We start from the raw sequence: 14913 nt of genomic DNA, 5'->3' as shown, positions 1-14913 counted from the left end.
TCAGGGATTAAGGTTCTCAAAACTTGTCAGAATGAATTATTTAAGACGATGACTTTTATTAAAAAGACAATCAGGGTAATGCGAATGCCACATAAGTTCCGCCGGATTTCAATCCATAGCGGGTACCTCCCGCGGCAATGGCTATGTACTGTTTTCCTTTTACCATGTATGTAATCGGGGTTGCAAATCCACCGGCTGGAAGTTCATATTCCCAAACAATTTTACCCGTTTTACTATCAAAAGCTCTGATTTTTTCATCATAAGTCGCGGCAATAAATACAAGTCCACCGGCAGTTACCACAGGACCGCCATGATTTTCTGTTCCGGTGGGAGGAATTCCCTTTGCCTTTAATTCCGGATATTCTCCAAGCGGGACTGTCCATAAATATTCTCCTGTATTCAAATCAATCGCATTCATTGTACCCCATGGAGGTTTGATTGCCGGATAATTATCCGGATCTCGGAATTGCACATTTCCATTATTTAAATAAGGCGGCATATATGGGAAATCTGAACCTGATCTATTTGAAACCTGCAAAGCGGAATTGTGAATATCATTCGGATTCCCGGACTTAACAACTGGCTGAGAGTCCACTTTCAACAAAAAATTTATGATTGCATTCCTGTCTTCTTTTGATATATGTTGAAATGATGGCATTCGACCACGGCCCGTTTCCAGAATCGTCGCAATTTGTTCTCTTGAAAGTCTTTTGTCAACATCTGTAAGATTTGGATAAGCTTGTGCAGTAGCTGTTTTCCCGGAATTTGCGTGACAGGCAGTACAATTGGTATTAAACAAAGTTGCACCTTTTATTAAAGTCGCTCCGTTATTCTGATTTTTGGTGTCCCTCATTTTGAGCCACCAGAGCATGTTATTAGAATTTTGGTATAAAATTCCATTCGGATCGGCTGCATTTCCACCCCATTCCGCTCCTCCGCCAAAGCCATAATAAAGTGTTCCTTCCAGACTTGGAGGCAAATATTTACTTCCTTTTTTACTATTTTTAAATCGATCTAAAACATAAGCATGTGCTTCTGGTGTACGGTCTGTGATATCAGCTTCGGTTAATTCCTGGTTTGCAAATGGCGCTGGCTTAACCGGAACAGGCTGCGTTGGCCAGGGATTTTCGCCTGGTAAAGCAGGTGAAACAGGCACCGGGATTTCGTTTACCCGAAACAATGGTTTTCCTGTGTCACGGTCAAAAACAAAGATCAAACCATCTTTCGTTGCCTGAGCTACGGCATCGGTCATTTTCCCGTTATCTTTGACCGTTATCAAATTCGGCGGACAAGGTGCATCCCGGTCCCACAAATCATGGTGAATGGTTTGGTAGTGCCATACACGTTTTCCTGTTTTCGCATTGAGCGCGATTACACAGTTTGCAAAAAGATTTTTACCTTTTCTGGCTCCTCCGTAAAAATCAACCGACGGAGATCCGGTTCCAGCATAAACCATTCCGCGCTTTTCATCGACCACCATACCGGCCCAGCAATTGGCACCACCGATTTTTTTGTACGAATCTTTCATCCAGGTTTCATAACCATATTCGCCCGGAAGCGGGATTGTATGAAATACCCAGGCCAATTTTCCGGTCACAACATTGATGGCCTGAATATAACCCGGAGGGGCATCACCGCCTTCGGACACACTGGATCCCATGATTAAAAGATCATCGAAAATTACACCTGGTGTTGTACTTCTGATAGAAAGATTTGCTGTTTCATGACCAAAAATTTCTTTACCGCCCAACCCGATACGCAGATCAACCTCTCCTTTATTTCCAAAACTTGAAATCTGTTCTCCGGTGATTGCATTGATTGCATAAAGTGTAGGCCCGACGGAATACAAAATCCTTTTGTCAGCACCTTTTTCCCAGTAAGCAACTCCCCGAAGCGGATGAAATCTTTGTCTGGTTTTGGGATCAGAAAATGGATTGAATTTCCATATTTCTTTTCCGGTTCCGGCATCAATGGCGAAAAGTTTCATCTTTGGTGTTGTGCCGTAAAGTACGCCATTAACAACGATGGGTTGACATTGAATGTCCATTCCACGATCCTGATCTGCTTTATTTTCGTCCGTATCATAACTCCACGCCAGTTGCAGATTTTTGACATTTGCCGTATTAATCTGCCTTAAAGTTGAATACCTGTTACCTGCTTTGTTTCCTCCGTAAGTTGGCCAATCCTGATTTTCTGACTCATCATAACTGATATCTTTTTCTCTCCTTACACTCCCGCAGAGTACAAGAAAAATCAACAAGACGGAAAGATATTTTAATGAAAAATATTTCATTTTATATTTTTTTAGACACAACAATCCCATGCTCACTTTTACAGTGAACTGCTAAACCGTACACGAAATCTTTTATTTTATAACAGGCCGGAAATCTTCATTTCCCGGCCTGATTCAATGATTATTTCCTGGCGTTGGCGAAAAATTCATAATTAATTTTCCACTTCACTTCTTTTCCTGGCTCCACATTCAACTTAATATAAGGTTCCGGACAAGCGGTTGTCGGGCACGACCAGTAAACCAGTTTTTCAATCGGTTGGTCACTGGTAATTTTGACACCCGCTCCTGTTTTAACATTTTCAATTTTCAGATCATAATCCTTTGGAGAAGATGTCAATCCTTTCAATCCGGCACTGAACACATTTTCTTTATTTTCAAGAGGTCGTGAATAAATAATAGACTTTCCTTCCACGTTAGCGATCGTTCCAAAACCTTTGCCCTCGGCAGCTACGTCAAACGGAAAAGTAATTTTAATCCCTGGTCCGGTTGGCTCATTATCAATCATGAAAAAGTTGTGATCATACACGCTTGTTGAGATCGTTTTCTTGCCTGTATTTTTCAGACTATGCTCCAAAACAAGTTCGGGTTTTCCTTTTACCAGCTTTACAATTTTGGTATAAACATAGCCGTAACCGGTCTCGTCCGTCAGCTCATGGGTAAATTCCACAATATCATTTTTCCTTTTAATCGTGCGTTTTCCGTGGTTTACTACTTCATAATTTGTAGCAAAAGAATAGGGTTTGTCGTCCGGTTTTTTCAAAACGCCAACGCCGATTTTCACAAAATCAGAACCCGCTTTGGTCTCAGCAAAATCCAGTGCAACAAATTCTTCTACCGGGCCGCTGATGGCATCATGAATTTTCGGATCGTATTTATCAAACCATTTTCCGAAATAAGTATGTCCCTGATATTCAAGACTTGGTATCACGCCGGACCAGTCAAATCGCGTTCCCTGATAATAGCCGTTGCTAACATCAGGCAAGTATAATTTTGCCTTCACAATACCATTTGTAATATCGGCTTCCGGAAAATCGGTTGCTGTAAAAACCCCACTGCAAAGGCCGACTAGTAATCCTATGCTTAAAAATTTCTTTTTCATCACTGCATTTTCTTGGTTCAATGATAAAAGTGTTCAAATTCGTGTTTTACTTATGGGGCGAATCAATGAATACTATTTCATCTGAAAGATTCATTAACTCGCCCCGTAAATAATTAATTGTTAAGATTCGGATTTAGCGAAGTATCCGAATAAGGTAGTGGAAACCAGTAATTTGCTTTCGTAATAGCTCTGATCGGTTGCAGATCATCAGCACTTTTGTTTTTGTTAGCTTCTTCCACTTTTTCCAGACGAACCAGGTCAAACCAACGGGTTCTTTCACAGGCAAATTCCCATGCACGTTCCTGAACCACAGCGTCCGCAAATTGTGTTGCAGAAAGTCCGTCAGACATAGATAATGCCTTTGTACCAGTTGCCCATCCTCTCAAACGCACCTGATTCAGCGCATCATAAGCTGCCTGATCCGGCCCACTTTTGCCGCGTGCTTTTGCTTCTGCATAGATTGTCAATACGTGTGCGTAACGCAGCATAACGGAAGGCAACGAAGCCTGGTACGTCGAAATATCACCTTTAATATACCATTTTTTGTAATATGGATGTTTTGTCAAACTTTGCTGCCATGGAATTTTTGTTCCCGACAAACCAAATTCAGTACGGAAAGTAGCATCTTTTCTCGGTCCGGCCGGAAACGCGTTGAAAAAATTAAGTTCAGCATACATATCATCCCAACCGCCTTCTTCACCCGGCATTGTGGTTAATCCATAAGTTGAATTACCAGTATCACCACCACCTGTAAATCCGTTTAATTGAAAAACTGCTTCTGCTGTTCCTGTTGAATTAGGGTCGTTTTCGAAAACGGCTGCAAAAGTAGGCAACAACTGAAAGCCGTACTTTTCTTTATTGTCAATTACTTCTTTCGCTTTTGCCGCTGCAAGATCATATTTGTCAGTTTGTTTTAGCGGCCAGCCCGCCATAGTCAAATACACATCGGCAAGAAATGCCTTGGCAGAACCACTGTTCGGTCTTCCCGGATCACGTTTTGTATCTGGTAAATTCACTTCGGCAACTTTCAAATCCGCGACGATCAATTCATAGATTTTGTCCGGAGCTGTTTTACCAACTGTCAAAAGATCAGCAGAATATTCTCCTGCAAGAATCAAAGGAATATTTCCGTAAAAACGGGTCAGCCAATAGTAAGAAAACGCACGGATAAAGTAGGCTTCGCCAACAATAATGTTGATCGTGGCCTTATCTCCGGAAGTTTTTTCGTAGTTGTTAATTACATTATTCGCACCCTGGATCGCCTTGTAGCATCCGTTATAAACCGCACCAGAACGCTGGTTTGTAGTGGAAACGTTAAACTGGTCAAATTCCCGCCAGTCAGCTTTGTTACTTGCCGGGTGGGTCGTTACATCGTCACTTCCAATTGTGGCTGCATTAGCAGATGGATGGATAAAACCCATATTCCATTGCCAGGCAAGTCCTTTGTAAGCACCGGTTAGGGCAGATTCCAGACCATCCTGCGTTGACAAAACATTGGCTCCATATAACAAACCAGTTGTATCTTCTTCCAGGTAATCTTTGCAGCTGGCACCTGCAAAAAGCAATCCAGCAAGCATGAGTAAATTATATTTTTTCATTTTCTTAAAAATTGAATATTTAGAAAGAAAGATTAAGTCCAAGCGTGTAAACTTTGGCATTTGGATAAGATCCGCGGTCGATACCGATGGCAGTATCCGTGCCTGAACCTACGTTGCTTGATTCCGGATCCGGTCCTGAATATTTAGTAATAGTGAACAAATTCGTAGCACTTCCAAAGATTCTGATTGAGCCTACATTTTTAAGCTTCGCAGAAGGAATAGTATAAGAAAGACTTACGTTTTTCAATCTAACAAAACTTCCATTTTCGATAAAACGGCTTGACTGTGTAAAGGGCTGGTAAGTACTAGTAAAGGCCGGAATATCGGAAGTTTCATTGCCTGGACGATAGTATCCGCGAATTTCAGTTAACAAAAACTGGCGCGCTTCCCCCGATCCAGACATGGCTCCTGCGCGAGTATAGTTCAGTTTATCGACTCCAAAAACCGCATTCATAAATACGTTCAAAGTAAATCCGCCGTAAGTAAATGTGTTATTCCAACCACCTGTCATCTTTGGAAATGCGTGTCCGATAATCTGGAAATCATCCGTGGTGATACTGTTATCGCCATTTAAATCCTGATAATGAGGATCTCCCGGAACGCGGCCTTGTTTTGCAGCGATATCAGCTTCATTTGGTTTAAATGTTCCAAGATATTTCAAACCCCAGTATGAACCCAGCGGTGCACCTGGCATCAGCATAAATTCGTTCGTAATGGACATACCGCCACCTGTTCCTGTTCCAGTTCCCAAACGAGGTAAGCCGCCAAGATCCAGTACTTTATTTCTCAATGTTGAAAAATTCAGGTTCGTTTCCCAGCCAAATTTTCCTTGTACCGGTGTTCCACCAATTGAGAATTCAAAACCTTTATTTTCGATTTCACCGACATTTCGTGTCTGGGTTCCGCCACCGGCATAACTTGGAATCGAAACATTCAAAAGCAAATCCGTTGTGTTTTTGTGGAAATAATCTGCTTCTGCCCGAACTCTTCCGTTGAAAAATTCCATTTCAATACCAACGTCAGTTTGTTTTGTGGTTTCCCATTTCAAATCTGTGTTTCCGGCATTTCCCTGAATCACACCCGCTGTGATCGAGTTGTTATTGTAAGAAACAAAAGTTGTATTATAAGAAGAAAGTGTAGCGTAAGGATTGATAGCCTGGCTACCCGTCATACCCCAGCTTCCTCTTAACTTCAAATTGCTGAATACATTCAGATTTTTGATAAATTCTTCCTCAGACAATCTCCATCCCAAAGCAACGGATGGGAAAACGCTATAACGGTTTGCAGGACTGAATTTAGAAGAACCGTCACGTCTCACGGCCGCAGAAACAAGATATTTGTCTTTGTAAGCGTAATTCACGCGTCCTAAAAGAGATAACAATGTCCATTTTTGGAAACCTGATGAAACTGATGATGCGGAATTACCGCCAATATTGTCATAACCAAGTTGAGGAAAACGAAGTCCGCTGGCGTTGGCTGTGAAATTTTTATTGGTATACTGCTGCGTTTCAAGTACAGCTACTGCATTAATTGAATGGTTTTTAATGGTGATGTTATAATTTAAAGCATTTGTATTTTGCAGTGTCACCTGATCAGAAGAATAGCGGGATGCATTGGGCACATTGTTCGCAATTCTTGGTCCGTTGAAGTTTTTATTTTGCTGATCGAGAAAGTTGATCGCATACTGCAAATCAAGCGTCAGTCCTTTTATCGGAAGCTGATAATTTAATCCACCAATGGCATTAACATTCGTTTTGAAATAATCATACGACTTGTCATACAAGTTATCCAATGGACTTCTTGATACTGAACCAGTTGGATCTGAGTAAGTTGGCAGTCCATCAGGACCATATGCAGGCGTAGTAGGCGCCCATTGCAAAGCCTCAATCAAAGCACCGCCACCATCAGTATTATGATTAAAAGAATTTGCCCCGTTCAGATTAAAACGCAACGCAAGTTTATTATTAACCTGTGTCGTAAGATTTGTTCTGAAAATATAACGTTTGAAATTGCTGTTTTCAACAATCCCTTTTTGATTGACATAGTTTCCGGAAACCAGAAAAGTTGTTTTGTCATTTCCACCCGTTACGGTAATCTGATGCTGCTGTCCTGATCCCGTTCTATACACAAGATCCTGCCAGTCCGTACCACCATTTTTCTTATAATCAGCAATTTGTGCGTCTGTAAAAGGTGGCGTTGAACCCGTTGCAGCGGCACGTGCGTTAACGATTTCCGCAAATTCACCGGCAGGCAACAGATCGAATTTTTTGATCACATTTGAAACACTTCCTTGTCCTTCATAAGTAACCTTTACTCCTTTTGCTCCTTTTTTTGTTGTGATAATGACGACACCATTTGCGCCTCTGCTACCGTAAATTGAAGTAGATGCGGCATCTTTCAAAACCTGAAGGGATGCAATATCACTCGGATTCAGCAGGTTGTAATCTGCACCGATAAAACCGTCGATTACATACAAAGGATCATTATTTCCCAAAACCGAATTGGCTCCGCGAATACGAATCCGGGAATCCCCACCTGGCGCTCCATTCGACTGCGTTACCTGAACACCTGTGGCCCTACCTTGTAAAACCTGATCCAGACGTGTTACGGGCTGCTGCGCAAATTCCTTTGTCGAAATGACAGATAACGAACCCGTTACATCTGTTTTTTTCTGGGTTCCATACCCTACCACAACCACTTCATTCAACGTTTTTGATTCCTGCGTCAGCTGCATATCAATGATCGAACGACCATTAATTTCAACAGTCTGACTGACATAACCGATGAAGGAAAATACCAGCGAACCTTTGGATGGGGCGTTAATCGTGAACTTTCCATCGGCGTCCGTGGCCGTTCCCTGCGAGGAACCGCTGACAAGAATATTCACGCCAGGTAACACGGCATTATCGGCATCGGTGACTTTACCTGAAATTTTGATGTCCTGGGCATGAGCAAAACCCAGACACAAACACAGGTTTAAAAAAACGAGACTTACAACTTTTTTCATACCTTAAATTTTTAAGAGGTACATAATGAGTTAAGAAAATTTTCGACTGATTTATTATTCAAGAAGTAGGGGTTTCAAACACAAAATTTTCTGATTACCAATCGACTACCGATCCGTCGAATGGATTATAAGATTCCGGATTTTTCCAGTCGTGGCCTATTTTGTCAGCCAGTCTGTCTTCATCAAGTTCTACGCCCAGGCCAGGGCCGCGGGGGATCAAAACACTTCCGTCCTTTTCCAGTTCGAACGGATTTTTTAGGTATCCTTCACCGAGCGAAACCTGCTCCTGCACAAGAAAATTGGGAACACTTGCAGCCAAATGTAACCCAACAGCAAGGGAAATCGGCCCCATTGGATTATGCGGCGCAATGGGTACATAATATGCCTCAGCCATTCCGGCAATAATTCTGCCTTCGGTGATTCCCCCGGCGTGACAAAGATCAGGCTGAACGATACTTACTGCCCGTTTTTCCAGCAACTCCCGAAAACCCCATTTGGTAAAAATCCGCTCTCCGGCAGCAATTGGAATATGGGTTCCGCGCGCGATATCTGCCATGATATCAACGTTTTGCGCCTGACAAGGTTCTTCAATGAACATGGGCTGATATTGTTCCAGTTCTTTGATCAAAACCTTGGCGGTCTGCGGCGAAATAGCTCCGTGAAAATCAATGGCGATGTCCATTTCTGCACCTCCCGCCTGTCTCAAAGAAGCAAAATTTTCAGAGGCATACTTGATAAAAGCAGGATTTTCGACAATGTTGGCCGGGTTCTTTTTCGCTACGCCTGTTTTGATAACGGTATATCCTTCCTTTTTCCTTTGCTTCATTTCCTCCGCATTGGCGGCACGACCATAAATCCGGACACGGTCACGTGTTGGTCCTCCGAAAAGTTCGTATACCGGAACGTTCAAAAGCTTGCCTTTAATATCCCACAAAGCATGGTCAATTCCGCTCAAAGCACTGGTTAAAATCGGTCCGCCGCGATAAAAAGCGTGACGGTAAATGGCCTGCCAGTGATGAATAATATGTCTTGGATCTTTGCCGATTAGATAAGGTTCAATCTCCTTTATTGCCGTTTGTATGGTTAAAGCGCGACCTTCCAAAAGCGGTTCGCCAAGGCCAGTAACGCCAACATCGGTATGTATTTTCAAAAAAATCCAGCGCGGCTTTATCAAAATCGTTTCTAGTTTGGTGATTTTGACGTTGCTGTAATCCTGAAAATGTCCGGGATTTGAAGCGTATGAAGATTGAGGTAAAACCATGGTTGTCATGGCGGTAACACCCAATACGGATTGGATTGCGTCACGCCGTGAAATTCCTGATTCGGTAGAAGATTTCATCATTTTACGAATTAAGATAAATAAGTAAATTCTGAGCTTGCCGGATATTAAGTCCGGCAAGTCTGATCTTTAGGGATCAACTTCTGAAATTCCTTCTTACTACATTATATTATTGATTACCAGGCATGTATTGCCCCATCCGGGCTTTTTAAATACGGATGTGGGAATTTGGTTTTTTCGGTCACTTCCATAACAAATGTTGCCTTCTTCGGATCAAACTTCACACCCAGGCCAGGACTTGGATTCAGGTATAATTTACCATTTTTGAAATTGATAAAATCCTCGTTGAAGTATGCCGGTCGTTCTGGTTCTCCTCCCCCCAACTCCATCAAACAACGCGAAGGACTGCTTGATCCCAGGGTGTGCACCAAAGCAGCTGTTGATAATGGCCCAGTAAAATGAGGAATCATACCGACATAATGTGTCTCACATAATCCGGCAATCTTTTTGAATTCACCAATACCACCCGTGTTGGGTAATGTTACGCGCGTATAATCTATTAATCTGCTTTCTATCAGCTCATTAATATCCCATCTGTCGCCAAATTGTTCGCCAACGGCAATAGGTACTTTGGTCATCGAACGTACCGTTTTGTAAACTCCCGGATTCTCGGAACGAACAATATCTTCAACAAAATAAGGTTCAAGATTTTCAATTCCATTACAGATTTTCAGTCCATCCGTCATATCAAAACGGGTATGCAAATCAATCGCCCATTTTCCTCCACCGCCTACTGCCGCATCAATTCTCTTGCTGAATTCTATGGTTTTTTTGACATTATCATAAAAGTCAAAAGGCTCCTCACCGTTTCCACCGGTAGGCCCTATACGATATGCTCTCAGACCTGCTTCTATACAATCTCTTGCCCGCTCCTCTTCTGTTTTTGCCTTGGAAGCTTTGAAGCCCGTAGCGTAACATTCAACATAATCTCTCGTAGCTCCTCCCAACAAATCATAGACCGGAACACCTAATGCTTTTCCCTTGATATCCCAGAGCGCCATTTCCAATGCGCCAAGTGCATGAAGTTTTTCTCTTCCCGGAGGATAAAACATTCCCCGGTAAACATATTGCCACAAATGTTCAATACGGAAAGGATCTTCACCGATCATCATTTGCGCACATTGTTCGATCATATCTTTGCTGCCACCTTCTCCAATACCGATAATGCCCCCGTCCGTTTCAATTTCAACAATACCACGTGCCTGGTTAAAAAGCGGTTTGTTATAACCGGGCGCACTATAATATCTAATTTTTGTGATTTTCATTTTAGATGCGGCTTCTGCTTTAAACTGAGGAAATCCAACAAGCGCAGCAGCCGATCCCATGACAGCAGATTTAAGAAAATTTCTCCTTTGCATCGGGTAATATTTTAGGTTTAGGAATAGTATCAGGCAATCTTGTTAATCGATTAAGCAAATTTTTAAATTCAGGAAACCTTCTGTAAAATTTTCGCCGCAGAGGATTCACGGGCAATCAACTTTGCTTCCATTAATATCTGTTTCATACCAACATCAGGGTTTTTGAGCTTTTCCAGCAAGAATTCTACCGAAGTTTTTCCGAGCATTTCCAATGGCTGTTTCAGGTAAGTTATCGGACAATAATATAAATCAAAAGCCTCCGCCTGTCCGAAACTTACAATACCCAGATCTGACGGAACCTTCAATTTTAATTCGTTAATATATTTTAATCCATTGATAGCCAACCCATAAGTAGCGAAAATAATCGCATCAACTTTATCTTTTGAAGATATCATTTCGTCTATTGCAATTTTAACTTCCATCTCAATATTTTCAAATCTGACTTGTTTCAACCAGTTAGGATTGAGATCAAAATGATGATCTCTAAGTGCCTGCTGGTAGCCCCGGATTCTTTCCTTCATGTGATACATATCCGACTTATAGGCTATCAATCCAATGCGTTCGTAGCCGCCTTTCACTAAATGAACCCCGGCATCGTATGACGCTTTGTAATTATTGGTTGCTACAAAATCTGTTTGTAAATCAGGAAAATGTCTGTCTAGTAGTATGAAAGGAATGTTTCGCTCTTTCAGGTAACGAATGTGAGATTCGGAATGCTCGGATGATACAATGATAAATCCATCTACTTGTCTGTTAATGAGTACATTTAACAAATCCCAGGCCTTTTCGGCCTTTTCGTCAGAACTTCCAATAATAACTGTATATCCGCTTTTCTTTGCTTCATCCTCCACCACCCGGGCGATATTTGCAAAAAATGGATTGGATATATCCGCGATAACCAGGCCAATCGTATGCGTTTTGCCGCTTCTTAAACTTTTAGCCAGATGATTTGGCTGATAATTAAGCTCGCTGGCTATTTCTTTGATCTTTTTGGCAATTTCATGTCCCACCCTGCTCTCCTTTTCCTTTCCATTCAGAACGTACGAAACAAGTGCAGTTGATACGCCGGCTTTCACAGCAATGTCCTTTAACGAGATCTTTTTTGTATTCATAAAGTACATCTTTAAAAGCGATTCAAATGTAAGTTTAATCGATTAAACAAAAAAACATTATTTAAAATATTTTTACATTTTTTCCACGAATAACACCAAAATGGCAAATTTGAAGTTTTTTCAATATTTTATAAAAAACCAGGAACAAATTTATAAGATTAAAAGGAAGCGCTTTGATTGTAAATTGATTAACACTTTTATGAAATTTTTTTCAGAAAAAACCTGCTCTGATTTCGCTATGTGCAGATTTTTATACCGTTCACAGGTTTTTACAACATTTCTTGTCGCCATAAATTGCTATTAATGAACATCCATTGCAGCACATCAAACCTTGAAGATTGACTGGAAGTTGATTTCATAGATTTAATCTGATGAATTAATCGTTTAAGCAATACATTAGAATTTATTACAAACGTATGAAGTATGAAATATCGACGCATGCGATCAAAAACAGATCCGAAATTGTTCTCTGAATGGGCTTTTTGCTTTCAAAGTTTCCGGGTGAGAGAATTTGAAGGAAAGCAATTTTAATCGTTTAAAACCACTTAACCATCTTCCATGTTTCTTACCATATAAAATCAGTTAGTTATCCAATCGGAACTTCGAGATTCATTTCTTCAAGGGAAGTTTGTTTAATCGTATCAAAAGCCTCAAATTCGAAATAAGATTTTTATTTAATGCTAACTAATAATTCCTTGAAACAACCCATATATCTGGACAATGCCGCTACAACGCAGATGGACCCCAAAGTGCTTGATGCGATGCTGCCTTATTTTTTGGAAAATTTCGGGAATGCATCCAGCAGTTCACACGTGTATGGATGGACTGCTGCCGAAGCTGTGGATATAGCAAGGGAACAGGTAGCAGAACTGATTGGTGCACATAGTTCTGAAATTATTTTTACTTCCGGTGCGACGGAATCAATAAATCTGGCAATAAAAGGCGTTTTTGAAAATTACAAAGAAAAGGGAAGTCACATTATTACCTGCGTGACTGAACACCGGGCTGTTCTGGATACTTGTGAGTGGATTGAAAATACAGGCGGAAAAGCCACCTATTTACCGGTGAATACAGAAGGATTTATTGATCTGGCCGAACTCGAAAAAGAGATTACGAGCCAGACCATTTTGATCTCTATTATGTATGCTAATAATGAAACAGGAACGATCCAGCCTGTCAGGGAAATTGGTGAACTTGCGAAAAAACATGGTGTCTTATTTTTTACGGATGCAACTCAGGCAGTTGGAAAAACTCCAATTGACGTTAATGAAGATGATATTGATATGCTTTCTTTAAGCGCACATAAAATTTATGGTCCAAAGGGAATCGGAGCATTATATGTGCGAAGGAAAAATCCGAAAGTGAATATTTCATCTCAAATTCATGGCGGCGGACATGAAAAAAATATGCGGAGCGGAACGTTGAATGTGCCGGGAATCGTTGGATTGGGTAGAGCTTGTGAAATCTGTCAGATGGAACTGGAAAGTAAACAAGATGCGGTCGGAATTTTACGAAACCTGCTGGAACGGGAATTGCTTAAAATTGAAGGAACAAGTATAAATGGCAGTCAGAAACACCGTTTGCCTAACATCAGTAATATTTCTTTTGCAAATGTAAACGGTGAAGCGTTGCTGTTGGATATATGTCGTGAAATTGCAATTTCCAGAGGTTCAGCATGTTCATCGGTCACTTCAAAACCCAGTCATGTTTTGAAAGCACTTGGATTAAGTGATGAAATTGCTTTAAGTTCTTTCCGGATAAGTCTTGGAAGATTTACGGCACTTTCTCAAATTGAATTTGCAATCCATAACATAACCAGGATTGTAGAGGATCATCGCAGTATCGTTGGTTGATATTTTTATAACAAATGAAAGAGATTACAGACATTATAGAAGCTTATCATCGGACATTGACAGCAGGCAAGCGCATGGCGCTGGCGACAGTGGTGCATGTGGAAGGTTCTTCTTACAGAAGACCCGGAGCAAGAATGCTGGTTACCGAAGATGGACAACTCACAGGTGCTATCAGCGGAGGGTGTCTGGAAGGAGACGCCCTACGAAAAGCGCTTCTGGCAATTTCACAGCAAACCAATAAACTGGTAACTTATGATACCATGGACGATGACGACGATGCAAAATTCGGCGTTCAGCTTGGTTGCAATGGCATTGTAAATATATTGTTTGAACCGATCAATGTTGAAAATGAAAATCATCCGATTGCGTTGCTTGAACAGGCTACGAAACAAAGAATAAACGCTGTACTTGTTACAATTTTTTCGATGAACAACCGGGCAAATCAGCCGGGAACAGGTTTGCTTTTAGTTGACAACGAAGCACATTTAATAGTAGAAAACCGGTTTGGAAAGTATGTAGATACCGTAATTCAGGACAGTCTTACTGCGCTACGTTCCGAACAATCTTTATTCAATACTTACTCTTTTGAAGGAAACAAGCTGACGGCTTTTATTGAATTTGTAAAACCTCCCGTTTCACTTGTGATCGTAGGTGCAGGAAATGATGCGATTCCGCTGGTTGGTATGGCTTCACTTTTAGGCTGGACCATTACGGTTGTAGATGGACGGGCAAATCAGGCAACTGCTCAAAGATTTCCGTTAGCCCAAAAAGTGCTGGTTGCAAAATCGAGTGAGGTAATCTCCCAAATTAATTGTGATGCACAGACCGTTTTTGTGCTCATGACACACAATTACAATTACGATCTTGGTGTGCTTCGTGAATATTTAAATAGTAAAAGTTCTGTTTACATAGGAAGCCTGGGACCCAAAAAGAAATTGGAAAGAATGCTGACCGATTTGAAAAATGACGGTTTTGAAATTACCAAAGAACAGATTTCAAGTATCTACGGTCCCGTAGGGCTGGATATTGGCGCTGAAACTTCTGAGGAAATAGCACTATCGGTTTTGGCTGAAATAAAGGCAGTTTTGAATAAAACACCAGGCACTTTTTTACGGGATAAAAAAGATGTAATTCATAGTCGTTCCATGCAGCACGAACCTGTTTTGGAAAAACGAATAGTGGAAAAGGTTCTTACCATATCAGAAGAAGATTTTTCAGGTTCCTGCGGTATAGGCCCTATGTGATTTAGTTATC

At 41.2% G+C, this 14913-nt stretch carries 9 protein-coding genes; 2 read left to right on the top strand and 7 right to left on the bottom strand.

Annotated features, from left to right (window positions below; translation table 11 throughout):
• Positions 1-70 precede the first annotated feature (70 nt).
• The 7 genes from IEE83_RS11305 to IEE83_RS11275 all read right to left on the bottom strand — a co-directional run bounded on the left by IEE83_RS11305 (position 71) and on the right by IEE83_RS11275 (position 11806).
• Positions 71-2293 (bottom strand): outer membrane protein assembly factor BamB family protein, encoded by a 2223-nt coding sequence (locus IEE83_RS11305; RefSeq protein ID WP_194120683.1) that lies wholly within the window; start codon positions 2291-2293, stop codon positions 71-73.
• A gap of 121 nt (positions 2294-2414) precedes the next feature.
• Positions 2415-3392, bottom strand: coding sequence for a hypothetical protein (locus IEE83_RS11300; RefSeq protein WP_194120682.1), 978 nt, complete (start codon positions 3390-3392; stop codon positions 2415-2417).
• A gap of 113 nt (positions 3393-3505) precedes the next feature.
• The gene (locus IEE83_RS11295; RefSeq protein WP_194120681.1) at positions 3506-4990 is read right to left on the bottom strand and encodes a RagB/SusD family nutrient uptake outer membrane protein; all 1485 of its coding nucleotides are present in this window, start codon (positions 4988-4990) and stop codon (positions 3506-3508) included.
• Between the two features lie 19 nt (positions 4991-5009).
• The gene (locus IEE83_RS11290) at positions 5010-7997 is read right to left on the bottom strand and encodes a SusC/RagA family TonB-linked outer membrane protein (protein ID WP_194120680.1); all 2988 of its coding nucleotides are present in this window, start codon (positions 7995-7997) and stop codon (positions 5010-5012) included.
• 94 nt (positions 7998-8091) lie between these two features.
• On the bottom strand, positions 8092-9336 hold the full coding sequence (gene dgoD, locus IEE83_RS11285; protein ID WP_194123375.1) for a galactonate dehydratase: 1245 nt from the start codon (positions 9334-9336) through the stop codon (positions 8092-8094).
• 116 nt (positions 9337-9452) lie between these two features.
• Entirely contained in the window at positions 9453-10694 is a 1242-nt protein-coding gene (locus IEE83_RS11280) for a mandelate racemase/muconate lactonizing enzyme family protein (protein WP_194120679.1), read from the bottom strand.
• A gap of 68 nt (positions 10695-10762) precedes the next feature.
• Complete coding sequence (locus IEE83_RS11275; protein WP_194120678.1) at positions 10763-11806, bottom strand: LacI family DNA-binding transcriptional regulator; 1044 nt, start codon at positions 11804-11806, stop codon at positions 10763-10765.
• Between the two features lie 695 nt (positions 11807-12501).
• On the opposite strand from IEE83_RS11275, the gene IEE83_RS11270 reads away from it, so the two are divergent.
• The gene (locus IEE83_RS11270; RefSeq protein ID WP_228101771.1) at positions 12502-13659 is read left to right on the top strand and encodes a cysteine desulfurase family protein; all 1158 of its coding nucleotides are present in this window, start codon (positions 12502-12504) and stop codon (positions 13657-13659) included.
• A 14-nt stretch (positions 13660-13673) separates the two neighbouring features.
• Positions 13674-14903 carry an XdhC family protein gene (locus IEE83_RS11265; RefSeq protein ID WP_194120676.1) on the top strand — a complete coding sequence of 410 codons (1230 nt, stop codon included), beginning with the start codon at positions 13674-13676 and terminating at the stop codon, positions 14901-14903.
• Positions 14904-14913 lie beyond the last annotated feature (10 nt).

Origin of the sequence: Dyadobacter subterraneus, from assembly GCF_015221875.1 — a bacterium.
Lineage (GTDB): Bacteria > Bacteroidota > Bacteroidia > Cytophagales > Spirosomataceae > Dyadobacter > Dyadobacter subterraneus.
Note: the sequence above shows the minus strand (reverse complement) of the source record. Positions and strands in the feature narration are given on the sequence as shown.